This is a genomic window from Glutamicibacter sp. HZAU, from assembly GCF_004100365.1.
Classification (GTDB): domain Bacteria; phylum Actinomycetota; class Actinomycetes; order Actinomycetales; family Micrococcaceae; genus Glutamicibacter; species Glutamicibacter nicotianae.
The window spans coordinates 61,589-84,500 of the sequence record NZ_SCKZ01000002.1; the positions used below are offsets into that span (position 1 = coordinate 61,589).

Annotated in this window: 21 protein-coding genes; 15 read left to right on the top strand and 6 right to left on the bottom strand. The window is 63.9% G+C overall.

What is annotated here, in order from left to right:
* Position 1: 1 nt before the first annotated feature.
* The 5 genes from EKH49_RS02910 to EKH49_RS02930 all read left to right on the top strand — a co-directional run bounded on the left by EKH49_RS02910 (position 2) and on the right by EKH49_RS02930 (position 3,850).
* The gene (locus tag EKH49_RS02910) at positions 2-799 is read left to right on the top strand and encodes a GAP family protein (RefSeq protein WP_161567434.1); all 798 of its coding nucleotides are present in this window, start codon (positions 2-4) and stop codon (positions 797-799) included.
* Positions 800-868: 69 nt separating this feature from the next.
* Positions 869-1,366: a hypothetical protein gene (locus tag EKH49_RS02915; protein ID WP_038989932.1), complete on the top strand. Its 498-nt coding sequence runs from the start codon at positions 869-871 to the stop codon at positions 1,364-1,366.
* A gap of 99 nt (positions 1,367-1,465) precedes the next feature.
* Complete coding sequence (locus EKH49_RS02920) at positions 1,466-2,308, top strand: exodeoxyribonuclease III (RefSeq protein ID WP_128469640.1); 843 nt, start codon at positions 1,466-1,468, stop codon at positions 2,306-2,308.
* A gap of 10 nt (positions 2,309-2,318) precedes the next feature.
* Entirely contained in the window at positions 2,319-3,329 is a 1,011-nt protein-coding gene (gene trpS, locus EKH49_RS02925) for a tryptophan--tRNA ligase (RefSeq protein ID WP_128469641.1), read from the top strand.
* Positions 3,330-3,337: 8 nt separating this feature from the next.
* Complete coding sequence (locus EKH49_RS02930; protein WP_128469642.1) at positions 3,338-3,850, top strand: 2'-5' RNA ligase family protein; 513 nt, start codon at positions 3,338-3,340, stop codon at positions 3,848-3,850.
* A gap of 55 nt (positions 3,851-3,905) precedes the next feature.
* Here the strand turns inward: EKH49_RS02930 and EKH49_RS02935 are convergent, their stop codons facing one another.
* The 5 genes from EKH49_RS02935 to sdhC form a co-directional block, all read right to left on the bottom strand.
* A complete protein-coding gene (locus EKH49_RS02935; RefSeq protein ID WP_128469643.1) occupies positions 3,906-5,360 on the bottom strand; it encodes a catalase in 1,455 nt (484 codons plus the stop codon).
* A gap of 128 nt (positions 5,361-5,488) precedes the next feature.
* Positions 5,489-6,271, bottom strand: a complete 783-nt coding sequence (locus EKH49_RS02940; RefSeq protein WP_128469644.1) for a succinate dehydrogenase iron-sulfur subunit — start codon at positions 6,269-6,271, stop codon at positions 5,489-5,491.
* Positions 6,271-8,058 carry a succinate dehydrogenase flavoprotein subunit gene (gene sdhA / locus EKH49_RS02945; RefSeq protein WP_128469645.1) on the bottom strand — a complete coding sequence of 596 codons (1,788 nt, stop codon included), beginning with the start codon at positions 8,056-8,058 and terminating at the stop codon, positions 6,271-6,273. Before sdhA ends, EKH49_RS02940 begins: the two co-directional genes overlap by 1 nt.
* A gap of 61 nt (positions 8,059-8,119) precedes the next feature.
* Positions 8,120-8,563, bottom strand: a complete 444-nt coding sequence (locus tag EKH49_RS02950; RefSeq protein ID WP_128469646.1) for a succinate dehydrogenase hydrophobic membrane anchor subunit — start codon at positions 8,561-8,563, stop codon at positions 8,120-8,122.
* Positions 8,564-8,566: 3 nt separating this feature from the next.
* Positions 8,567-8,980 carry a succinate dehydrogenase, cytochrome b556 subunit gene (gene sdhC / locus EKH49_RS02955; RefSeq protein WP_369826774.1) on the bottom strand — a complete coding sequence of 138 codons (414 nt, stop codon included), beginning with the start codon at positions 8,978-8,980 and terminating at the stop codon, positions 8,567-8,569.
* Positions 8,981-9,226: 246 nt separating this feature from the next.
* Here sdhC and EKH49_RS02960 point away from each other — a divergent pair, with 246 nt between their 5' ends.
* The 10 genes from EKH49_RS02960 (at position 9,227) to EKH49_RS03005 (ending at position 21,296) form a co-directional block, all read left to right on the top strand.
* Positions 9,227-10,342 (top strand): mannose-1-phosphate guanylyltransferase, encoded by a 1,116-nt coding sequence (locus EKH49_RS02960; protein WP_128469647.1) that lies wholly within the window; start codon positions 9,227-9,229, stop codon positions 10,340-10,342.
* 152 nt (positions 10,343-10,494) lie between these two features.
* Complete coding sequence (locus EKH49_RS02965) at positions 10,495-11,691, top strand: amidohydrolase (protein ID WP_128469899.1); 1,197 nt, start codon at positions 10,495-10,497, stop codon at positions 11,689-11,691.
* A 287-nt stretch (positions 11,692-11,978) separates the two neighbouring features.
* Complete coding sequence (locus EKH49_RS02970) at positions 11,979-13,067, top strand: BMP family lipoprotein (protein WP_128469648.1); 1,089 nt, start codon at positions 11,979-11,981, stop codon at positions 13,065-13,067.
* Positions 13,068-13,208: 141 nt separating this feature from the next.
* Complete coding sequence (locus tag EKH49_RS02975) at positions 13,209-14,807, top strand: ABC transporter ATP-binding protein (protein ID WP_128469649.1); 1,599 nt, start codon at positions 13,209-13,211, stop codon at positions 14,805-14,807.
* Positions 14,804-16,009 (top strand): ABC transporter permease, encoded by a 1,206-nt coding sequence (locus EKH49_RS02980; RefSeq protein ID WP_128469650.1) that lies wholly within the window; start codon positions 14,804-14,806, stop codon positions 16,007-16,009. The genes EKH49_RS02975 and EKH49_RS02980 overlap by 4 nt, the downstream gene beginning before the upstream one ends.
* Positions 16,006-17,277, top strand: a complete 1,272-nt coding sequence (locus EKH49_RS02985) for an ABC transporter permease (protein WP_128469651.1) — start codon at positions 16,006-16,008, stop codon at positions 17,275-17,277. Before EKH49_RS02980 ends, EKH49_RS02985 begins: the two co-directional genes overlap by 4 nt.
* A gap of 9 nt (positions 17,278-17,286) precedes the next feature.
* Positions 17,287-17,697 (top strand): cytidine deaminase, encoded by a 411-nt coding sequence (locus EKH49_RS02990; RefSeq protein WP_128469652.1) that lies wholly within the window; start codon positions 17,287-17,289, stop codon positions 17,695-17,697.
* A 43-nt stretch (positions 17,698-17,740) separates the two neighbouring features.
* On the top strand, positions 17,741-19,054 hold the full coding sequence (locus EKH49_RS02995; RefSeq protein ID WP_128469653.1) for a thymidine phosphorylase: 1,314 nt from the start codon (positions 17,741-17,743) through the stop codon (positions 19,052-19,054).
* Between the two features lie 279 nt (positions 19,055-19,333).
* The gene (locus EKH49_RS03000) at positions 19,334-20,008 is read left to right on the top strand and encodes a DedA family protein (protein WP_128469654.1); all 675 of its coding nucleotides are present in this window, start codon (positions 19,334-19,336) and stop codon (positions 20,006-20,008) included.
* Between the two features lie 103 nt (positions 20,009-20,111).
* Entirely contained in the window at positions 20,112-21,296 is a 1,185-nt protein-coding gene (locus EKH49_RS03005; protein ID WP_121866309.1) for an adenosine deaminase, read from the top strand.
* Positions 21,297-21,373: 77 nt separating this feature from the next.
* Here EKH49_RS03005 and EKH49_RS03010 read toward each other — a convergent pair whose 3' ends face one another.
* Positions 21,374-22,864: an aldehyde dehydrogenase family protein gene (locus EKH49_RS03010; protein WP_128469655.1), complete on the bottom strand. Its 1,491-nt coding sequence runs from the start codon at positions 22,862-22,864 to the stop codon at positions 21,374-21,376.
* Positions 22,865-22,912: the final 48 nt, after the last annotated feature.

The following is a 22,912-nucleotide window of genomic DNA, read 5'->3' on the forward strand; positions in this document are numbered from 1 at the left end:
CATGGACATCATCACGAGCAATCCCGAACTCTCCCTGGTCATCCTGGCGCTGATCGACTCGACCAGCATCGGCACCCTGGTCATCCCGCTGTGGCTGCTGCTGCGCGGGCGCCGCGAGGCCATCGCCAAGGTGCTGGCCTACCTCATGGTCATCGCCGGGTTCTACTGGGTCATCGGGGTACTGCTGCGCAGCGGGCTGCTGCTCATCGACCCCAGCATCTTCGAGCACCGGTTCTTCCGGCTGGCGGGCATGGCGATTGGCGCGCTGATGATCATCTGGGCGCTGTCCTACCGCACCGACGCGCAGAAGTCGGCCAGCGCGCGGAAGAAAGCCGCCGCGCATAGCGGCGGGGTGCATAGCGGCGGGGGATCCGCAGCCCACGCCCCAGAAGCAACGGAGGCCACCGATCAGGTGCCGAAGCGGCTGCGCGGACGCCTGGGCACCGCTCTGGATACGCGCACCGGGCTGGTGGCACTGGCGCTGTTCGCCGGACTGCTGGAACTGCCCACCATGCTTCCCTATCTGGCGGCCGTCGGGGTGATGCAGTCTGCCGGCTGGGGCACCAGCGTGCAGCTGCTCGCGCTCATCGGCTACTGCCTGGTGATGATCGTGCCCGCCCTGGCGCTGGTGGGCGCGCGTGCGCTGGCCGGGCCGCGCATCGAAGCCTGGATGCAGAAGATGGGGGCCAAGGCCGCGGTCTACGCCCAGGAAACTCTCGGCTGGGTGGTGGGCATCGCCGGCTACCTGCTGATTCGCGCGAGCCTTTCCGGGCAGGATCTGCACAGCTTGTTCGGCTAGCCACGCTGTGGGCGAAAGGGCAGGGTTGAAATTGGCTAGAAGCGGGGTGATGGTGCGAGAATTGGAGGCATGGAACCTCTAGGCAGCAGCGCGAAGCAGGGCAAGAAAGTCACCCTGAACGCATCAACTCTGGCAATGGCCGTAATGGTCATCGTCCTTCTGGTGGCAGTTGTATTCGCCGCCAACTCCAATGAGATCGTCGGCTGGTTTGTCGTGGTCATCTCCGCCGGTTGGCTGCTGCTGGCCGCATTCATGATGTTCGGCCTCAAGCGCGGCGCGGATAAGCTCAACAGCTCGTTGCGTGAAGCGACCGCGGCGGCCACCCCGCGCGCCCAGTCCGGCTCGGTGATCGTCGACGAATCCACCAGCCAGCGCGACATGAAGCTGGACCACTCCTTCAAGATCGTCCAGGTCCAAGCCCGGGTGATCGCCGAGCAGCGCGAGGCGAAGGGCGAGGACTACGAGGGCATGATCGACCGGGCGCTGGAGACGATCCAGATGACCGCGGCGAATGCGCGGGACATGATCAAGCCGGCCAAGCCGATGGACGGCGAAATCATCGACTAACCGATCCGGGCAACGCGAAAGCGTTGCCCCTTTTCGTTGCGTGTATTTCGGCGCAGGCCAGATCAGCGCGTAATAGGACACATAGTTTTGTAAGGTGGAATGGTGATACCTACCAGTGTGGAAATTCTCAACAAGGACGTCGGCGCGCTGCGCGTCGCGTCGGTCAACGTCAACGGCATCCGCGCCGCCTACAAGCGCAATATGGCCGACTGGATTGCCGCCCGCGACGTGGACATCCTGTGCCTGCAGGAAGTGCGCGCACCGGACAAGATCCTGCGCGAGCTGATCGGCGAGGGTTGGCATATTCTGCACGCCGAAGCCAAGGACAAGGGCCGGGCCGGGGTCGCAGTGCTCTCGCGCACCGAGCCGGTCGCCGTGCGCGAGCACATCGGCGAGGACTACTTCGCCGAATCCGGCCGCTGGGTGGAGGCCGACTTCGACGTCAACGGCGAGATCTTCACCGTGGTCTCCGCCTACGTCCACTCCGGCGAGCTGGGCACGCAGAAGCAGGAGGACAAGTACCGCTTCCTGCAGCGCATGAACGTGCGCCTGGTGGAGCTGAAGAACGAGAAGGACCACGTTTTGGTGGTGGGCGATCTGAACGTCGTGCACACCGAGAAGGACATCAAGAACTGGAAACCGAACCACAATAAGCGCGCCGGCGTGATGGACGAGGAAATAGCCTACTTCGACGGCTTCTTCGGCCCGGAAATCGGCTACAAGGATGTGGCGCGCGAACTGGCCGGCGACGTGCAGGGACCGTACACCTGGTGGTCCTTCCGCGGGCAGGCCTTCGACAACGACGCCGGTTGGCGCATCGACTACCACATGGCCACCCCGGCGCTGGCCGGCAAGGCCATCAAGTCACATGTGGACCGTGCCTCGGCCTACGATTTGCGCTTCTCCGACCATGCACCGCTGGTCGTCGACTACCAGTTCTAAGGATTTTTTCATGACTAAGCCCCGCGTTCTCTCGGGCATGCAGCCTTCGGGCGACTCCCTGCACCTGGGCAACTACCTGGGCGCACTGGTCAACTGGGTCAAGACCCAGGACGACCACGACGCCTTCTTCTTCATCCCGGACATGCACGCGATCACCGTGACCCAGGATCCGGCCGAGCTGCGCGCCCGCACCCGCAAGACCGCAGCGCAGTTCATCGCCGGCGGCATCGACCTGGACAAATCCACCCTGTTCGTCCAGTCGCAGGTGCCCGAGCATGCCCAGCTGGCCTGGGTGCTGAACTGCATCACCGGCTTCGGCGAAGCCAGCCGCATGACCCAGTTCAAGGACAAATCCTCCAAGGGCGGCGCGGACGCCGCCAGCGTCGGGCTGTTCACCTACCCGATCCTGATGGCCGCCGACATCCTGCTCTACCAGCCGCAGGGCGTTCCGGTGGGCGATGACCAGCGCCAGCACGTGGAGCTGGCCCGCGATCTGGCCAAGCGCTTCAACCACCGCTTCGGCGAGACCTTCACCGTGCCCGAGGCGTTCATCCCGAAGGAGGGCGCACGCATCTACGACCTGCAGAACCCGACCTCGAAGATGTCCAAGTCCGCCGAGTCCCCGGCCGGCCTGATCAACGTGCTCGACGAGCCGAAGCTGATCGCCAAGCGCATCAAGTCCGCGGTGACCGATGCCGGCTCCGTGGTGGCCTACGACAAGGCCGAGAAGCCAGGGGTCTCGAACCTGCTGGACATCCTGGCCGCAGTGACCGGCAAGCATGTGCCCCAGCTGGTCGAAGAGTTCGAGGGCAAGATGTACGGCCACCTGAAGGTGGCCGTCGCCGACGCCGTCGTGGAGCGCCTGGCCCCGATCCGCACCCGCACCCTGGAGCTGCTGGATGACCCGGCGGAGCTGGACCGGCTGCTGCTGGCCGGTGCCGCCAAGGCCCGCGAAGTCGCTTCCAAGACCGTGTCCGATGTCTACCAGAAGGTCGGCTTCCTGCCGCCGCTGGGAATCTAGCTGAAACAATGGTCTTCGAGTACACCCTGGGCGTAGTGATCCCGGTGCCGCAGCCGCACCGGGAGACGCTGCGCGCGTGGCGCGAGGAATACGGGGGAGAGGCCACCGCGCCGATCGCCCCGCATATCACCCTGGTGTCCGGGTCCTACCTGAATTCCTGGGAGAAAGCGGCCGCGCAGGTGCGCCGGGTGGCCGCCGCGCTAAAGCCCTTCGACATCGAGCTGGGTGCGGCGCAAACCTTCCGGCCGGCCAGCGACGTCGTGTTCCTTCCGCTGGATGCCGGCGCGGACGAGTGCTGGGAGCTGCACCGGGCGCTGCTGGGCGACGCGCTGAGGCACGAATCGGCCTTCGCCTACCATCCGCACCTGACCATCGCGCAGAACGTGCCGGCGGCCCAATTGGACGCTGCGCAGGCAGCGCTGACCGGGACGCGGCTGTCCTTCACCGCCGATCGCATCCAGCTGTTCGATACCCGTGGCGGGGAGTGGAACTTCAGCGAGGACATCGCGCTCGGTTCCTAGCGGATCCCGTGCATGAAAAAACGCCAGCCATGCGGCTGGCGTTTTTTCATGCGCGCTATTTGGCGCGCACGTTCGCTTCGATCTTCGCTCCGGTGTCCGCGTCGATGTTCTTCCAGTACTGGATCGCGTTGGACAGCACCGGCTCGATGACCCCGTCCAGCGCCCCGGTGACGGTTTCGACCAGCTCGGCGCGCTGGGCATCGTCCATCACCTCGCGGACCAGGATGCCGGGCTGGACGAAGTCCCCGTCGTCCTTGCGCAGCGTGTAGGCCTCGCGGACCAGCTCTCCGTCGGACTCGAAGGAATTCTCCGCCGGCCCGGTTTCATCGCTCCACGAGTCACCGAAGGAGTTCGGCGCGTAGACGCTGCGATCGCCGGTGTGCTCGTAGGTCATGTTGCCTTCGAAGTTGTACGAGTGCACCGGGCACTTGGGCTTGTTCACCGGCAGCTGCTGGAAGTTGGTGCCGATGCGGTAGCGCTGGGCGTCCGCATAGGCGAAATTGCGGCCCAGCAGCATCTTGTCCGGGCTCATCCCCATGCCCGGAACCATGTTCCCCGGCGAGAAGGCCGCCTGCTCGATCTGCGCGAAGAAGTTCTCCGGGTTCCTATTCAGCGTCAGGGTGCCGACCTTGATCCGCGGATAGTCCTTCTTGGACCAGACCTTGGTCAGGTCGAAGGGGTTGAAGCGGTAGGTCTTCGCCTCCTCGTAGGGCATGACCTGCACGTACAGGTCCCACTGCGGGAAGTTGCCGGCCTTGATTGCCTCGAACAAATCGCGGCGGTGGAAGTCGGCGTCGGCCCCGGCCAGCTCCTCGGCCTGAGCCCCGCGCATAGTCTCGAACTTCTCGGACTGCTTGTTCAAGAAGTGGTACTTCACCCAGAATTTCTCGCCGGCCGCGTTGACCCACATGTAGGTGTGCGAGCCGTAGCCGTTCATCTCCCGCCAGGTCTTGGGCAGGCCGCGCTGGCCCATGATGTAGGTGACCTGGTGGGCGGATTCGGGGTTCTGTGTCCAGAAGTCCCACTGCATGGTCCCGTCGCGCAGCCCGGAATCGGGCAGCCGCTTCTGCGAGCGGATGAAGTGCGGGAACTTCATCGGGTCGCGCACGAAGAACACCGGGGTGTTGTTACCGACCAGGTCGAAATTGCCTTCGGTGGTGTAGAACTTCAGCGCGAAGCCGCGCACATCGCGCCAGGTATCGGGAGAGCCGAGCTCGCCGGCAACGGTGGAGAAACGCAGCAGCGTTTCAGTTTTCACCCCGGGCTGGAACAGGGCGGCCTTGGTGTATGCCGAGACGTCCTCGGTGGTTTCGAATTCGCCGAAGGCACCGGCCCCCTTGGCGTGCGGGCGGCGTTCGGGCACGTTCATCCGGTTGAAATGCTGCAGGGTCTCGACCAGATGATGATCGTGCAGCACGATGGGGCCGTTGGCGCCCACGGTCAGCGAGTTGCGGTCGCTGGCTGCCGGGATTCCTGCTTGGGTTGTCGAGGTGGGTTCTTCACTGGCCATGTTTGCTCCTCAGCTCTGTGGTGCATTGGGAAAAGGACGAGTACTGCCCATCATGCCACGACACGCGCAGGAGTTGAAGGGATGCAAAAAGGCCCGAACCGCGCAGCGGTTCGGGCCCTTTCCGGCACTTAGACGGTGCGCGCCAGAATTGCCTGCTTGACCTCGGCGATAGCCTTGGTCACCTGGATGCCGCGTGGGCATGCTTCGGTGCAGTTGAAGGTGGTGCGGCAGCGCCACACGCCTTCCTTGTCGTTCAGGATCTCCAGGCGCATGTCGCCTGCATCATCGCGCGAGTCGAAGATGAAGCGGTGGGCGTTGACGATCGCGGCCGGGCCGAAGTACTGGCCATCGGTCCAGAAGACCGGGCACGAGCTGGTGCACGCAGCGCACAGGATGCACTTGGTGGTGTCGTCGAAGCGCTCGCGATCCTCGGCGGACTGGTAGCGTTCCTTGGTTGGCTCGTGGCCCTTGGAGATCAGGAATGGCATGATCTCGCGGTAGGACTGGAAGAACGGTTCCATATCGACGATGAGGTCCTTTTCAAGGGGCAGGCCCTTGATGGCTTCAACGGTGATCGGCTTGGAGGTGTCCAGGTCCTTGAGCAGGGTCTTGCAGGCCAGGCGGTTGCGTCCGTTGATGCGCATGGCATCGGAACCGCACACGCCGTGGGCGCAGGAACGGCGGAAGGACAGGGTGCCGTCGTGGTCCCACTTGACCTTGTGCAGGGCGTCCAGCACGCGGTCGGTGCCGTACATGGTCAGCTTGAAATCTTCCCAGTATGCGTCCGCGGTAGCCTCTGGCAGGTAGCGGCGAACGCGCAGGGTGATGTCGAAGCTTGGAACTTCTCCGCCGCCGCCGACGCCTGGCTTCAGCTCGATCTTTGACGGTGGTTCTGGCAGTTCGGTGCTCATTAGTACTTACGCTCCATTGGCTGGTAACGGGTAAAGACCACTGGCTTGGTCTCCATGCGGATGCCCTTGATGTCCTCGGTGACGGCATCTGCGTCGCGGTAGGACATCGAGTGCTTCATGAAGTTCTCATCGTCGCGGTCTGGGTAGTCCTCGCGGTAGTGGCCGCCGCGGGATTCCTTGCGGTGCAATGCGGCAACGGTGATGACCTCGGCCAAGTCGAGCAGGAAGCCCAGCTCGACGGCTTCGAGCAGATCCAGGTTGAAGCGCTTGCCCTTGTCCTGGATGCTGATGTTCTTGTAGCGGCGGCGCAGATCCTCGATCACGTCGCGCGCTTCCTTCAGCGAACGCTCGTCGCGGAACACCTGGACGTTGGCGTCCATGGTCTCCTGCAGGGTTGCGCGCAGGTCGGCGACACGCTCGGTGCCGGTGCCGTTCAGCACGCCTTCGAGCTGTGCGGACACGAAGGCTTCCGGGTTCTGAGGCAGCTCGACGAAGTCGGCGGTCTTGGAATACTCGGCAGCTGCCACGCCGGCGCGCTTGCCGAACACGTTGATGTCCAGCAGCGAGTTGGTGCCCAGGCGGTTGGAGCCGTGCACCGAAACGCAGGCGACTTCGCCGGCGGCGTACAGGCCAGGAATGACGGTGTCATTGTCCTGCAGCACTTCGGTGTTGATGTTGGTCGGCACGCCGCCCATGGCGTAGTGCGCGGTCGGGTAGACCGGAACCGGATCGGTGAATGGCTCCACGCCCAGGTAGGTGCGGGCGAATTCGGTGATGTCCGGCAGCTTGGATTCGATGTGCTCTGGTTCCAGGTGGGTCAAATCCAGCAGCACGTAGTCCTTGTTGGGACCGCAGCCGCGGCCTTCGCGCACTTCGTTGGCCATGGCGCGAGCGACGATGTCGCGTGGGGCCAGATCCTTGATGGTCGGTGCGTAGCGCTCCATGAAGCGTTCGCCATCCGAGTTGCGCAGGATCGCGCCTTCGCCGCGGGCGCCCTCGGTGAGCAGGATGCCCAGGCCGGCCAGGCCCGTTGGGTGGAACTGGAAGAACTCCATGTCCTCCAGCGGCAGGCCTGCGCGGAAGGCGATGCCCATGCCGTCACCGGTCAGGGTGTGCGCGTTCGAGGTGGTCTTGAAGACCTTGCCGGCGCCGCCCGAGGCGAAGATGACCGACTTGGCCTGGAAGACGTGCAGTTCGCCGGTAGCCAGGTCGTAGGAGACGACGCCGGCAACGCGCTTCTGCTTGTAGGCGGTGCCGTCCTCGCGGTAGGCATCCTCCTCGACCAGCAGCAGGTCCAGCACGTAGTACTCGTTGTAGAACTCGACGTTGTGCTTGACGCAGTTTTGGTACAGGGTCTGCAGGATCATGTGGCCGGTGCGGTCAGCTGCGTAGCAGGCGCGGCGCACGGCGGCCTTGCCGTGGTCGCGGGTGTGGCCGCCGAAGCGGCGCTGGTCGATCTTGCCCTCTGGGGTGCGGTTGAACGGCAGGCCCATCTTCTCCAGGTCCAGCACGGCGTCGATGGCTTCCTTCGCCATGACCTCGGCTGCGTCCTGGTCAACCAGGTAGTCGCCACCCTTGATGGTGTCGAAGGTGTGCCACTCCCAGTTGTCTTCCTCGACGTTGGCAAGTGCTGCGCACATGCCGCCCTGGGCCGCACCGGTGTGCGAGCGGGTTGGGTAAAGCTTGGTTAGCACTGCGGTGCGTGCGCGCTGACCGGATTCGATCGCTGCACGCATGCCTGCACCACCGGCACCGACGATGACTACGTCGTACTTATGTACCTGCATTCTTGATGCTCTCTTTTCTAAAAATCTTTGTGGCTATTGGCTGGAACTAGGGGAGTTCCACTTAGCACTGCGGCAGGGTGCTGCCGGTGACGCATGGATCGAAGGTGAAGATCACCAGGGAGCCAAGCACGATGATGAAGATCGTTGCGACGTAGAGGATGCCCTTGAGCCATGCACGGGTTGCGTGCTTCTCTGCGTAGTCGTTGATGATGGTGCGCACGCCGTTGGTGCCGTGCAGCATGGCCAGCCACAGCATGGCCAGGTCCCAGAACTGCCACAGCGGCGAGGCCCACTTGCCGGCGACGAAGCCGAAGCCGATGCCGGAGATGCCTTCGCCGACCATCAGGTTGGAGAACAGGTGGCCGAAGATCAGGATGATCAGCACGACGCCGGACAGGCGCATGAACAGCCATGCCAGCATCTCGAAGCTGCCGCGGGACTTCGGTCCGCGCTTGTACTTTGGATCAATGCGCTGGCTGCGCGGAGCAGGAATAGAAACGCTCATGGCTTAGTGGCTCCCAAATGCGATCGACAGGTGACGGATAGCGAAGCCTGCGAAGACGATGACCCAGAGGATCAAGACGCCCCAGAGCATCTGGCGCTGGTACTTGGTGCCCTGCTTCCAGAAGTCGACCAGGATCAAGCGCAGGCCGTTGAATGCGTGGAAGAGGATTGCTGCAACCAGACCGGTTTCACCAAGTGCCATCCACGGAGTCTGGTAGGTGCTAATGATTGCGTCGTATGCGCCGGCATCGACACGAACCATTGCCGTATCGAGCACGTGCACCAGCAGATAGAGAAAAATAACGACACCGGTGACTCGGTGTCCCACCCAGGACCACATGCCTTCATGGCCGCGGTATAGGGTGCCTGACGAAGTCTTCGACACTGAACTAAACCTCCAAGGCTCGCAACGGCGCATGTGTATATTGCACACAATGAGATTTGACGCACTTGTGCGAGCGTTCCTTGTGCGAGTCTAAACCACTTAGCCAGCTCCGATCTATTTCGTGTCTTGTTCCTGTGAGCATGTTCACCGAAAAGGGGTAATTATGCGCTAAAAGGCCGATATTCCGCCCGTAATACCTCATGGGATGGTTTCGTATTTAATTTCTTGCACAGGTTTCAATGGACGGGATTATCCACCGAATGAATTAGTCTGGAATGCGTGAATGCAGACCTATTAGCCCGATTCCACGGCGTGATCCCCGCCGGCGGCGTCGGCACCCGATTGTGGCCGCTGTCAAGGGCCTCCGCTCCGAAGTTTTTGCACGATCTGACCGGATCCGGCTCCACGCTGATCCGCGCCACCTATGACCGCCTGGTCCCGCTGGCCGGCGAACGCATCATGGTGGTCACCGGGCGTGCGCACCGCGGAGCTGTCGTCTCCCAGCTGCCCGAGCTGTGCGACGAGGACCTGGTCCTCGAGCCGGAGCCGCGCGACTCGGCCGCCGCCATCGGCCTGGCTGCCGCCATCCTGTACCGCCGCGACCCGAGCATCATCATGGGCTCCTTCGCAGCGGACCAGGTCATCGAGCCGGTCGAGGTGTTCCAGGCAGCGCTGAGCGAAGCGATCCACACCGCCGCCACCGGCAAGATCGTGACCATCGGCATCCACCCGACGCACCCGTCCACCGGCTTCGGCTACATCCAGACCGGCGAGCCGCTGCAGGTGCCCAACGCGCCCTCGGCGCGCGGGGTGGTGCAGTTCGTGGAGAAGCCCGATGAGGACACCGCCCGCAAGTACCTGGCCTCCGGCGGGTTCCTGTGGAATGCCGGGATGTTCGTCGCGCCGGTGAGCCTGATGCTCGAGCACCTGGAAGCCAACGAGCCGGCGCTGCATGCCGGGCTGATGAAGATCGCCGATGCGTGGGAGACCGGGCAGCGCGAAGAAGTGATGCGCGAGGTCTGGGCTGATCTGCCCAAGACCGCCATCGACTATGCGGTGGCCGAGCCGGCCGCCGCGGCCGGGGACGTCGCGGTGATCCCTGGCGTGTTCAACTGGGATGACGTGGGCGATTTCGCCGCGATCGGCCGGCTGAACAAGGCCAGTGCCGATCAGGGCATCATCAACCTGGGCGGCGACGAGGTGCGCGTGTACGCGGACAGCGCGACCGGCGTCGTCTATTCGGACCGCCCGCGCGTGGTGGCGCTGGTGGGCATCGAGGACGTGGTCGTGGTGGATACCGCCGACGCGTTGCTGGTGACCACCAAGGAGCATGCGCAGAAGGTCAAGCAGACCGTGGAGCAGCTCAAGGCCGACGGCGCCACCGAGGTGCTCTAGGACGAAATCGCGCTAGGTGTGACGGGGCGTGCTGGCCTGGACCAGGCTGGCGCGCCCCTTTTTCGCGTTCCCGATGTTGCGCGGTGCGCGTGAACATTACGCGAAACTGTCATTTCCGCCGCCGTGCCGAGTATCGTCAAAAGGTGTCCACCGTGAATGAAAATGGCAATTTGGCTTCCGTCAGCGGCTTCACCGAGCCACTCATCGACCAGCTGATCGGCTTCCGCCGCGAGCTGCATCGCAACCCGGAGCTGTCTTTTGCGGAGCACCAGACTACCGAGCGGATCCTCGAAGCATTGCGCGCCGCCGGCCTGGCCCCGCAGAAGATGGCCGACACCGGCGCCTTCGTGGACATCGGCGAAGGCCCCATCCGCATTGCGTTCCGCGCTGATATCGACGCGCTACCGGTGGTGGAGGAAACCGGCCTGGAGTACGCCTCGATGACCGAGGGCGTGGCGCACGCCTGCGGCCACGACATCCACACCACCGTGATGCTCGGCGTGGCGCTGGCGCTGGGCAGGATTCATGCCGCCGGCCAGCTCGACGGACGCGTGCGGGTGATCTTCCAGCCTGCCGAGGAGAAGCTTCCCGGCGGGGCGCAGTCGGTGATCGGGCAGGGCCTGCTCGATGGCGTGCCGCGGATCCTCGCGCTGCACTGCGACCCGCGGATCGACGCCGGGCATATCGGCACCCGCATCGGCGCGATCACCTCGGCCAGCGATACCATCCGCATCGAGGTCAACGGCCGCGGCGGGCACACCTCGCGACCGCACCTGACCGAGGACATCGTCTTCGCCATGAGCCAGATCGCCACCCAGGTGCCGGCGGTGCTCGGCCGGAAGGTCGACGTGCGCTCGGCGGTTTCCGTGGTGTGGGGCCAGATCCATGCAGGCAGCGTGCCCAACGCGATTCCCGCCACCGGCTACCTGGCCGGGACCATGCGCTGCCTGGACGGGGATGTCTGGTACGAGGCCGGCGAGCTGCTGGATGCGGCGGTACGCCAGATCGCCGCACCCTACGGAGTGGAGATCAAGTTGCAGCACACCCGCGGGGTGCCGCCGGTGGTCAACGCCCCGGCGCAGACGGCGCTGATCGAGGATGCCGCGCGCCGCGAGTTCGGCGCCGACGCGATCGAGCTGACCCCGCAATCCATGGGCGGGGAGGACTTCGCCTGGATGACGCAGAAGGTTTCCGGCGCGATGCTGCGGCTGGGAACCCGCACCCCGGGTGGCAAGACCTACGACCTGCACCGCGGGGACTACATCCCGGACGAATCGTGCATCGGCGTCGGAGTGCGCATCATGGTGGCTGCCGCCCTGCAGGCCGTGCATGAGGCGAACGCCAAATAAGGCGTTGGCCACAGTAAACCCAAAAATTTTTAACAATTCTTTGACACTTTAACAATTCGGTCAGTGACTTGGGCATTGACGTTAAGCGCTTGCCGTTTTGTGGCCTGCAAGTTATCTGTTTGTAATCTTTCTCGTCTTTACCTGTGACGTATCTCCGATAGGCTATGGAAACGATGGGAACGCTAGGACTTTTGGTGTGCTCGCGTAAGGCCTAGGCAATGGAGCCTTGCACGAGGGTCAGGTGTCTTGCCTCCCGCATTATCTCGCAAGATTCTTTGGAGGAACAGATGCGCTTCGTATCGCGCAAGACCGGTGTGGCGGCAGCCATGCTCGGCATCTCGGCATTAGCTTTGAGCGCCTGCGGCGCTGCACCGGAAGAGAGCAGCTCGGCTGGCCAGTACCCGGACTACGTCGGCTGCATTGTGTCCGACTCCGGCGGATTCGACGACCAGTCCTTCAACGAATCTTCCTTCCGCGGCCTGAAGAACGCCGAGAAGGACCTGGGTATCCAGACCAAGGACGCGGAATCCAAGTCCAACGCGGACTTCGCGACCAACCTCAACGGCATGGTCAACGCAGGCTGCGACCTGACCGTCACCATCGGCTTCCTGCTGGGCGATGCCACCGCCGAGGCCGCCGCTGCCAACTCGGACAAGCACTTCGCGATCGTCGACTTCCAGTACGACAAGCCGATCGAGAACGTCAAGCCGATCATCTACGACACGGCCCAGGCTGCCTACCTGGCAGGCTACGCCGCAGCTGCCGCCTCGAAGACCGGCACCGTTGCCACCTTCGGCGGCATCAAGATCCCTACCGTGACCATCTTCATGGACGGCTTCGCCGACGGCGTTGACAAGTTCAACGAGGACAAGGGCAAGGACGTCAAGCTGCTGGGCTGGAACAAGGACAAGCAGGACGGCACCTTCTCCGGCGACTTCGAGAAGCAGGACAAAGGCAAGCAGATCACCAAGAACTTCATCGCTTCCGGCGCTGACGTTGTCATGCCTGTTGCCGGCCCAGTGGGCAAGGGCGCTGGCGCTGCCGTGGTCGAGGCCAACAACAGCGGCAAGGACGCCAAGCTCGTCTGGGTCGACTCCGACGGCTTCCTGACCGCTCCCGACTACAAGGACGTCATGCTGACCTCGGTGGTCAAGACCATGGACACCGCAGTCGAGGATGTCATCCGCACCGACGCCGAGGGCAACTTCGATTCGACCCCGTACGTCGGCACCCTGGAGAACGAGGGCGTTGCACTGGCACCGTTCCACAACTTCGACGAAGAGATCGGCGAGGACACCAAGAAGGAGATCGAGGCGCTGAAGCAGCAGATCATCTCCGGTGAGCTGAAGATCGAATCGGCCTCCAGCCCGAAGTAGGACTAGGCTAATCAGCCATGGAGCGCGTCACCGCTCGCCGCAGCACAGCGGTGGGCAGGTGACGCGCTTTATGCCTGCCTAAGGGCCAAAACAACTTGCAAGCAAGAACTTCGCCAAACGAACAATGAAGATGGTGGAATCGTGAAACTCGAACTACGAGGAATCTCGAAAGCCTTCGGTTCTTTCTACGCCAACAAAGATATCGACCTGACGGTCGACGACGCCCAGATTCACTGTCTGCTTGGCGAAAACGGTGCTGGAAAGTCCACGCTTATGAACGTGCTCTACGGCCTGTACCAGCCGACCGAGGGCCAAATTTTGCTGGACGGGAAGCCCGTCGAGTTCTCCGGACCGGGCGATGCCATGGCCGCCGGCATCGGCATGGTGCACCAGCACTTCATGCTGGTCCCGGTCTTCACGGTGGCCGAGAACATCGCGCTGGGCGCCGAGACCACCAAGGCTGGCGGCATGCTGGACCTTCAGGTCACCCGCAAGAAGATCCGCGAAATCTCGGACCGCTACGGCTTCGCCGTGGATCCCGATGCGATCGTCGAAGACCTGCCGGTGGGCGTGCAGCAGCGCGTGGAAATCATCAAGGCGCTGGTGCGCGATGCGCGCATCCTGATCCTCGATGAGCCGACGGCGGTGCTGACCCCGCAGGAAACCGACGAGCTGCTGGACATCATGCGCCAGCTCAAGGCCAACGGCACCTCCATCGTCTTCATCTCGCACAAGCTGCGCGAAGTGCGCGCCGTCTCCGATGTCATCACCGTGATCCGCCGCGGACGGGTCATCGATTCGGTCTTCCCGGAATCCTCCACCACCGAGCTGGCCAACCTGATGGTGGGCCGCGCGGTGGAGCTGAACCTGAACAAGGCGGCCGCCACCCCTGGCGCCGCCGCCCTGGAAGTGCGCGACCTGAGCGTCGTCGACCCGGCAGGCACCACCACCTTGGACTCGGTGTCCTTCACCATCCACGAGGGCGAAATCCTTGCAGTGGCCGGCGTGCAGGGCAACGGCCAGACCGAGTTGACCGAAGCGATCCTGGGCACCCAGCCGGTGACCGGCGGCTCGGTCAAGCTGGCCGGCGAAGAGCTGGTGGGCAAGTCGGTGAAGTCGATCCTGCGTTCGGGCCTGGGCTTCGTTCCCGAGGACCGTTCGGTGCACGGGCTGGTCACCCAGTTCTCCATCGAGGAGAACCTGGTGCTGGACCTCTACGACCGCCCGCCGTTCGGCAGGGGCATCTCGATGAACCTCGAGGCGATCAAGAAGAACGCCAAGGAGCAGATCGAGGGCTTCGACGTGCGCACCGACAACCCGCTGAACCCGGCCTCCAGCCTCTCCGGCGGCAACCAGCAGAAGGTCGTCATGGCCCGCGAGCTGAGCCGCGATCTGAAACTGTTCATCGCCTCGCAGCCGACCCGCGGCGTGGATGTGGGATCCATCGAGTTCCTGCACCGGCGCATCGTGGCCGAACGCGACAAGGGCACCCCGGTGATGATCGTGTCCACCGAGCTGGACGAGGTCATGGAACTGGCCGACCGCATCGCCGTGCTCTACAAGGGCAGGATCAACGGCATCGTGCCGGGGGACACCTCCCGCGAGGTGCTCGGCCTGATGATGGCCGGCGTATCCCAGGAAGAGGCCTTCGCCCAGGCCGAATACGCCAAGGCGGACAACGAGCCGGTTGAAGCGCAGCCGGCCAGCGAGCACGACAACCAGGAAGGAGAAGCGCAGTGAGCGAGAAAGCACCTGTGGTTCCCGACTCCGGCAAGCCGGGCAACGACCTGCTGCGCCAGATCACCCAGGGACCGGGACTGGTCTCGGTCCTCGGCGTCATCGTCGCGCTGGTCATCGGCGGCCTGCTGATCGCGGTCACCGACGAGAAGGTTGGCGAAACCGCCGGCTACCTGCTGGCCAAGCCCTCTGCGTTCTTCAGTGAATTCTGGCGTGCCGCCACCGAAAGCTATGTGGCGCTGTTCAACGGCTCGATCTACAATTCCGCGCAGGGCTTCAAGCCGTTCCTCGAGACGCTGACCGTCTCCACCCCGCTGATCTGCGCCGGTTTGGGCGTGGCGGTGGCCTTCCGCGCCGGCCTGTTCAACATCGGCGCGCAGGGCCAGATCATCATCGGCTCTGTGCTGGCCGCCTACATCGGCTTCGCCTGGCACCTGCCGATCGGCCTGCACCTGCTGCTGGTCATCGTCTTCGGCCTTCTCGGCGGCGCGATCTGGGGCGGACTGGTGGGCCTGCTCAAGGCCAAGACCGGCGCCCACGAAGTGATCCTCACGATCATGTTCAACTACGTGGCTGTATACCTGATCGACTTCCTGATGAACACCCAGGCCTTCCGCCGCCCCGGCGAGACCAACCCGATCTCGCCGATCCTCGACAGCTCGGCCATCTTCCCGGCGATCCCCGGCTCGCGCCTGCACCTGGGCTTCGTGATGGCGGTGCTGCTGGTGCTGGCAGTGGCCTGGATGTTCAAGCGCTCCACCGTGGGCTTCGAATTCCGTGCCGTGGGGCATAACCCCGAGGCCGCGCAGACCGCCGGCATCAACGTCGCGCGCACCACCATCATCGCGATGGCGCTGGCCGGCGCCCTGGCCGGCGCCGCCGGCGTGGCCCAGGTGGCGGGCACCGAAAAGGTGCTCACCGGCGGCATTGCCGGCTCGCTGGGCTTCGACGCGATCACCGTGGCCCTGCTGGGCCGCTCCACCCCATGGGGCACCTTCTTCGCCGGCCTGCTCTTCGGCGCATTCCAGGCCGGTGCGGTGAACATGCAGATCACCACCGGCACCCCGATCGACATCGTGTCGGTGGTGCAGTCGCTGATCGTGCTGTTCATCGCCGCACCTCCGCTGGTGAAGGCCATCTTCGGCATGAACCGCAAGAAGAAGCGCAGCTCCAAGCTCGAACCTACTAAGGCAGGTGCCAAGTGACCGCAACCACCTTGCAACCAGCAATCAACGTCTTGCCGAGCAAGAAGACCCCGATCATCCTGACGGTGATCGCCGTGATCACCTTCTTCAGCTTCGGCCTGCTGGGCAACGACCAGGCAGCGCACTTCACGCTGAACAGCGCCGGCGACGCCTTCGAGCTGCCGGAACTGATCTTCCCGGGCCGGATCACCAACATCGTGTTCGGCGTGCTGTTGCTGGCCATCGCCGCCTACTCGTGGATGCAGCGCAAGCAGGGCAAGGCGCTGGCCACCTGGATGATCGCCGTCGCGGCCATCCTCTTCGTGCTCGGCTTCCTGGTGTGGGTGGTCTCCGGCGCCAACATCAACAGCATCTCGCTGGCCAGCCTGCTGGCCGGCGGCGTGGTGTTGGCCGTGCCGCTGGTCTTCGGCTCCCTGTCCGGCGTGCTCTCCGAACGCGCCGGCGTGGTCAACATCGCCATCGAGGGCCAGCTGCTGGGCGGCGCATTCACCGCGGCCATCGTCGCCTCGGTGACGCAGAACGCCTTCGCGGGCCTGATCGCCGCCGGCCTGGCCGGCGCCGTGGTGTCCCTGGTGCTGGCACTGTTCTCCATCAAGTACGTGGTCAACCAGATCATCGTCGGCGTGGTGCTCAACGTGCTGGTCTCCGGCATCACCGGCTTCCTGTTCACCACCGTGATGCAGGAAGACCCGGAGCTGTTCAACTCGCCGGTGCACCTGCCGGTGGTCGAGATCCCGCTGCTTTCGGCCATCCCGGTCATCGGACCGATCCTGTTCAAGCAGTCGGTCATCGGCTACCTGATGTACCTGGCAGTGTTCCTGGTCTGGTTCGGACTGTTCAAGACCAAGTGGGGCCTTCGGGTGCGCGCGGTCGGCGAGCACCCGAAAGCCGCCGACACCCTGGGCATCAAGGTCAACTCGATCCGCTTCTGGAATGTCACCCTCGGCGGCATCGTGGCGGGCATCGGCGGTTCCTTCTTCACCCTGGTGGCGATCGACTCCTTCACGAAGGAAATCTCCGGCGGACGCGGCTTTATCGCCCTGGCCGCGGTGATCTTCGGCCGGTGGAACCCGATCGGCGCCTTCCTGGCCGCCCTGCTCTTCGGATTCGCCGACAACCTTCAGGTCATCCTGACCATCATCGGCACCCCGGTACCGAGCCAGTTCATGGCCATGCTGCCGTACCTGGTTACCATCTTCGCGGTGGCCGGCCTGGTGGGCCGCTCCCGCGGACCTGCCGCCGCCGGCGAACCGTATGTGAAGGAATAGCGATTACCCATGGATAGCAACAACGCGCCGTGGCCGCAGCTCGAAGCAGCGGCCACGGCCGCGCTGTCCCAGGCCTACGCGCCCTACTCGGAATTCCGGGTGGGCGCCGCGGCCCTGGCCAGCGACGGCCGCCTGGTTTCCGGATGCAATATCGAGAATGCCGCCTACGGGGTCACCCTGTGTGCCGAATGCGCCATGGTGGGCCAGCTCTTCGCCACCGGCGGGGGCACCCTTGAATACTTCCTGTGCTTCGGCCAGCTGCGCGACGGCGAGCTGGAGCTGATCACCCCGTGCGGCCGCTGCCGCCAGCTGCTCTTCGAGCACCGCGGGGCGGATATGAAGATCAAGACCGCCCGCGGAATTCTCGGCATCGACGACCTCTTGCCTGACGCGTTCGGGCCGAACAACCTCAACGCCTAGCGCCGGAGCACACCGGCCAACAGCAGAACGGAAGGTGCCTTACATGGCTGCCGAGCAATTCAGTGCCGTCGAAGTCATCCGCGCAAAGCGCGATGGCGGCGAACTGAGCAACGAGATGATCGACTGGACCATCGATGCCTACACCCGCGGGGTCATCGCCGAAGAGCAGATGTCCGCGCTGAACATGGCCATCTACTTCCAGGGCATGAACCGCAACGAGATCTCACGCTGGACCGCCGCGATGATCAATTCCGGCGAACGCATGGACTTCTCCGCCCTCACCGACCCGTCGGGCAAGAATCTGGCCACCACCGACAAGCACTCCACCGGCGGGGTGGGGGACAAGATCACCTTGCCGCTGGCTCCGCTGGTCGCCAGCTTCGGCGTGGCCGTTCCGCAGCTTTCCGGGCGCGGGCTGGGCCACACCGGCGGCACGCTGGACAAGCTCGAAGCCATCCCCGGCTGGAAGGCGGATCTGTCCAACGAAGAGCTGTTCTCCCAGCTGTCCAACGTCGGCGCGGTCATCTGCGCCGCCGGCACCGGGCTGGCTCCGGCGGACAAGAAGCTCTACGCCCTGCGCGACGTCACCGCCACCGTGGAAGCCATCCCGCTGATCGCATCCTCGATCATGAGCAAGAAGATCGCCGAAGGCACCGGCACCCTGGTGCTGGATGTGAAGGTCGGTTCCGGCGCGTTCATGAAGGACGAGGCCATGGCCCGCGAGTTGGCAGAAACCATGGTGAACCTTGGCACCGATGCGTCGGTGAACACCGTGGCCCTGCTGACCAACATGGAAACCCCGCTGGGCCTGACCGCAGGCAACGCCATCGAGGTGGAGGAATCCGTCGAGGTCCTGGCCGGCGGCGGACCAAGCGATGTCGTGGAGCTGACCGTGGCCCTGGCCACCGAGATGCTGGCCGGTGCCGGCATCAAGGACGTGGATGTCGCCGACGCGCTGCAAAATGGCAAGGCCATGGATGTGTGGCGCAGGATGATCGCCGCTCAGGGAGGCGACCCGGATGCCAAGCTGCCGGTAGCCAAGGAGTCGCACACCGTGGTGGCTGAGGCCGAGGGCGTGCTGCTCAAGCTCGATGCGATGGACATCGGCCTGGCCGCATGGACCCTCGGTGCGGGACGTGCCCGCAAGGAAGACAGCGTCCAGGCCGGCGCAGGCGTGCGCATGCACGTGAAGCCGGGTGCCCTGGTCCGCCGCGGCGAGCCGATTGCCACCTTGCTGACCGACACCCCGGAAAAAATGCAGCGTGCCATCGAGCTGGTCCAGCGGGCCATCATGATCGGTTCGGCCGATGACCGTCCGGACACTCGTCTGATCCTGGATCGCATCGCGGCCAAGTAGGCGGACAAGAATCCATGGCAAAGAGCCGGGAAACACTGTGCAGTGTTTCCCGGCTCTTTCGTTGCTTGCGCAGCGGGAGATGCCCCATGGAAGTTCCCAGAGATTTCCCGGGAACCAAAACGGACTAGTCAAACGTTGGACAAGTTATCTCCTACCTAGGTAGCGGGTGGGAATTGTCCACAACGCCACTTAAGCAGGATGCGGGCGGTTGAGTTCTCGAGCGAAAATGGATAGAAATTCAGCGCATTGAGCGCATTGGGAAAGTAGATGTAAGCACGCATGGAATTAGTCAATGAAGCAATTGCGCAGGCAGCCAGCGCATGGTGGATCCTGCCGTTATTGTTTCTGTTCTGCATGATCGATGCCATTTTCCCAATCGTGCCGAGCGAATCATTTTTGGTTTCTTTGGCCGCGGTCGGCGTCCACACCGGCGTTCCCAACCTCGTGCTGATCGGCCTGCTGGGTGCCGGCGGTGCCTTGATCGGCGACCAGATCACCTACGCCATAGGGCGGAAAATCGGATCCCGGGGCTTCAAATGGATGCGCGGGCAACGCGCGCAGCGGGTGCTGGCCTATGCCGAGAAAAAACTTGAAACCTCCGGAGCACTGCTGATTTTCACCGCCCGGTACATCCCCATTGGCCGTGTGGCCGTCAACCTGACCGCCGGCGCCACCGGGTTCAGCCACAAGCGCTTCACCCTCTTCGACACCATCGGCGTGCTGACCTGGGCCACCTATTCCATCAGCATCGGCGCACTGGCCGGCAACTGGATGCACGACAACAAGCTGCTGGGAATCATCGTCTCGATTGTCATTGCCGTGGTGCTCGGCTTCGTCATCGACCGGATCGTCAGCTGGGTGCTAGGGCGCCTGCATCGCCGTGCCGAGAAGCGCGAAGAACAAGCGGAAGAACGGGTCCGCGAGACCGTGCCGCCAACCGGTGACGAGGGTTAACCTGCAGTATTGACCAGGGTCACATTGCGGCTTGCAGATCTTTGCCCGCAGGAGCTGTCAGTTCAGCGAAAATGCGACTAGGCTCAGTGGTGTGACTGAAGAAATGATTCATACTGACTACGATCCCGAGTTCGACTTCCGGGATCTGCCTAAAGTTTCGCTCCACGACCACCTCGACGGTGGCCTGCGCCCTCAGACGATCATCGAGCTGGCCGCCGAGATTGGACACGAGCTGCCAGAGACCGAAGCCGAAGCTTTGGGCGAATGGTTCCGTGAATCAGCCGATTCCGGCTCGTTGCCACGCTACCTGGAAACCTTCGAGCACACCGTCGCGGTCATGCAGACCCGCGATGCGCTGATCCGCGTAGCCCGCGAATTCGTCGAGGACCTCGCCGAGGACGGCGTCATCTACGGCGAAGTCCGCTACGCCCCGGAACAGCACCGCCGCGAGGGCCTGAGCCTGGACGACGTCGTCGACGCGATCCAGGAAGGCCTGGACCAGGCCTGCGAGCAGCTCAACGCCGAAGGCCACCCAATGCAGATCGGCCAGATCCTGGTCGCCATGCGCCATGGCGACCAGGGCGTGGAAATCGCCAAGCTGGCCCTGCGCCACCGTGGCCGCGGCGTGGTCGGTTTCGATATCGCCGGCGCCGAAGACGGGTTCCCACCATCGGCAATGAAGGAAGCCTTCGACCTGCTGGCCGAGAACCTCTTCCCGACCACCGTGCACGCCGGCGAAGCAGCCGGGCTGGACTCCATCAAGGAAGCCATCCTGGTCGGCCGCGCCCAGCGCCTGGGCCACGGCGTCCGCGTTGCCGAGGACATCGAAATCGAGTTCGGCGCGATCGACGAGAACGGCGAAGAACTCAGCGACGATACCGGCCTGGTCTCCCTGGGCCCGGTCGCGAACTGGGTTCGCGAACGCGGCATCCCGCTGGAAGTCTGCCCGTCTTCGAACCTGCAGACCGGCGCCACCGCCAAGTTCGGCGAAGGCATCGAGAACCACCCAATCGACCTGCTGGTACAGACCGGTTTCAATGTCACCATCTCGCCGGATAACCGCCTGATGTCCGGCACCAGCTTGTCCGACGAGTTCGAGTTGCTGGTCGAAGCCTTCGACTACGACCTGGAAGACCTGCTGGATTTGACGCTGAATGCAGCCGAGGCCGCCTTCGTTCCGCTGGAAATGCGCGAGCTGCTGGTCGAGTACATCAACGACTACTACGACAACCTGCTGGATGACGAGGAAGACTACGACGAAGACGAATACGAGAACGTCGCCGACTAGTTCCCGGGATTCAATTCCCAAACAGCGAAGCCGCCCAGTCCATGGACTGGGCGGCTTCGCTGCATCCGGGAGGATGCCTAGAACGGGTACTGCTTCTTGGTGGACTGCACGCCGACCCAATGATCGGTGGTGAATTCCTCGATGGCCCACTCGCCGTTGAAGCGGCCCAGCCCCGAATTCTTCTCGCCGCCGAACATCACATGCGGCTCGTCGTTGACCGTGATGTCATTGACGTGGGTCATTCCGGCCTTGATGCCGCGGGCAAAGGCGACGCCCTTCTCCAGGTTCTGCGTGAAGACGGCCGAGGACAAGCCGAATTCGGTGTCGTTGGCCAGTTGAAGCGCATGCTCTTCGGAGTCGGCCTTGGCGATGCCCACGACCGGACCGAAAATCTCCTCGCGGAACAGTTCCATGCCGCTGGTGACATCGGCGAAGACATGGGGAGAGACCACCCGGCCATTGATCGAGCCAGCCAGGACCTCGCGCGCGCCCTGCTCGCGGGCGGTGGTGATCTTGGCGCTGACCGACTCAAGCTGGGCATCGTTGATGATCGGTCCCACGAGGTTGGCAGGATCCGCGGCATCTCCGTAGCCGAGCTTGTTGACCTGCTCGATGAACTTCTCGATGAACGCCTCGTAGACCGGGGCCTGGACGATGATGCGGTTGATCGCCATGCAGATCTGCCCCTGGTGCAGGAACTTGCCCAGGGTCGCGGCCTTGGCCGCTTCGTCGAGGTCGGCGTCTTCCAGCACCACGAAGGGCGCGTTGCCGCCAAGTTCCAGCGCCACTCGCTTCATGTGCTCGCCGCTGACCGCGATCTTGCCGACGTTCTTGCCTACCGGGGTCGATCCGGTGAAGGACACCAGCGACGGGATCTTGTGCGCCACGAAGTAGTCGCCGATTTCCGAACCGGAACCGACCACCGCGTTCAAGACGCCCTCGGGCAGGCCGGCCTCGGAGAACGCCTTGGCCAGGACCAGGGCGCCAACCAATGGGGTGTCCGAGGCAGGCTTGAGCACTACCGCGTTGCCCAGTGCCAGGGCGGGAGCCACGGAACGGGCGGAGAGCAGCATCGGGAAGTTCCAGGGGCTGATGATGCCCACCACGCCGACCGGTTCGCGGTAGACCCGGTTCTCCTTGCCTTCGGCATTCGAGGGAAGGATCTTGCCGTGCACCCGGGTGGGGAAGGTGGCGGCTTCGCGGATGGCGGCGATGGTGCCGCCCAATTCGATGTTCGCCTTCAGATGGGTGGAACCGGACTCGGCAATCAGCAGCGCCAGGATGTCCTTGAAGTTCGCTTGCAGGTAGTCTGCGGCCTGGCCCATGATCTTGGAACGCTTGCCGGGGGAGAGCGCCGCCCAGCCGGCCTGGGCCTGCTCGGCGGCCTGGTAGGCGGCGTCGACGTCGTCGGTCGAGGCCTGGCGGATCTCGGCCAGCAGCGAGTCATCGAACGGGTTGGCCGTGCGCAACACGCTTTTGGATCGCCCTTCAACCCACCGGCCGCCGATGAAGAGCTTGGCTGGAACCTGCTCCAGGAATTCGAGCCGGGCGGTATCTTGGATGGTCATTGGCAATCCTTCGCGTCGTCGGGATGAACTACGGCCATGCTAGCCCGA

What these genes read in the sequence shown, in the direction of transcription:
- EKH49_RS02930 (WP_128469642.1), top strand. Translation starts at nt 3,338, where the DNA reads ATGGTCTTCGAGTACACCCTGGGCGTAGTGATCCCGGTGCCGCAGCCG.
- trpS (WP_128469641.1), top strand. Translation starts at nt 2,319, where the DNA reads ATGACTAAGCCCCGCGTTCTCTCGGGCATGCAGCCTTCGGGCGACTCC.
- EKH49_RS03000 (WP_128469654.1), top strand. Translation starts at nt 19,334, where the DNA reads ATGGAATTAGTCAATGAAGCAATTGCGCAGGCAGCCAGCGCATGGTGG.
- sdhC (WP_369826774.1), bottom strand. Translation starts at nt 8,980, where the DNA reads ATGCGCCGTTGCGAGCCTTGGAGGTTTAGTTCAGTGTCGAAGACTTCG.
- EKH49_RS02940 (WP_128469644.1), bottom strand. Translation starts at nt 6,271, where the DNA reads ATGAGCACCGAACTGCCAGAACCACCGTCAAAGATCGAGCTGAAGCCA.
- EKH49_RS03005 (WP_121866309.1), top strand. Translation starts at nt 20,112, where the DNA reads ATGATTCATACTGACTACGATCCCGAGTTCGACTTCCGGGATCTGCCT.
- EKH49_RS02995 (WP_128469653.1), top strand. Translation starts at nt 17,741, where the DNA reads ATGGCTGCCGAGCAATTCAGTGCCGTCGAAGTCATCCGCGCAAAGCGC.
- EKH49_RS03010 (WP_128469655.1), bottom strand. Translation starts at nt 22,864, where the DNA reads ATGACCATCCAAGATACCGCCCGGCTCGAATTCCTGGAGCAGGTTCCA.
- EKH49_RS02935 (WP_128469643.1), bottom strand. Translation starts at nt 5,360, where the DNA reads ATGGCCAGTGAAGAACCCACCTCGACAACCCAAGCAGGAATCCCGGCA.
- sdhA (WP_128469645.1), bottom strand. Translation starts at nt 8,058, where the DNA reads ATGCAGGTACATAAGTACGACGTAGTCATCGTCGGTGCCGGTGGTGCA.
- EKH49_RS02950 (WP_128469646.1), bottom strand. Translation starts at nt 8,563, where the DNA reads ATGAGCGTTTCTATTCCTGCTCCGCGCAGCCAGCGCATTGATCCAAAG.
- EKH49_RS02970 (WP_128469648.1), top strand. Translation starts at nt 11,979, where the DNA reads ATGCGCTTCGTATCGCGCAAGACCGGTGTGGCGGCAGCCATGCTCGGC.
- EKH49_RS02990 (WP_128469652.1), top strand. Translation starts at nt 17,287, where the DNA reads ATGGATAGCAACAACGCGCCGTGGCCGCAGCTCGAAGCAGCGGCCACG.
- EKH49_RS02920 (WP_128469640.1), top strand. Translation starts at nt 1,466, where the DNA reads ATGGTGATACCTACCAGTGTGGAAATTCTCAACAAGGACGTCGGCGCG.
- EKH49_RS02915 (WP_038989932.1), top strand. Translation starts at nt 869, where the DNA reads ATGGAACCTCTAGGCAGCAGCGCGAAGCAGGGCAAGAAAGTCACCCTG.
- EKH49_RS02910 (WP_161567434.1), top strand. Translation starts at nt 2, where the DNA reads ATGGACATCATCACGAGCAATCCCGAACTCTCCCTGGTCATCCTGGCG.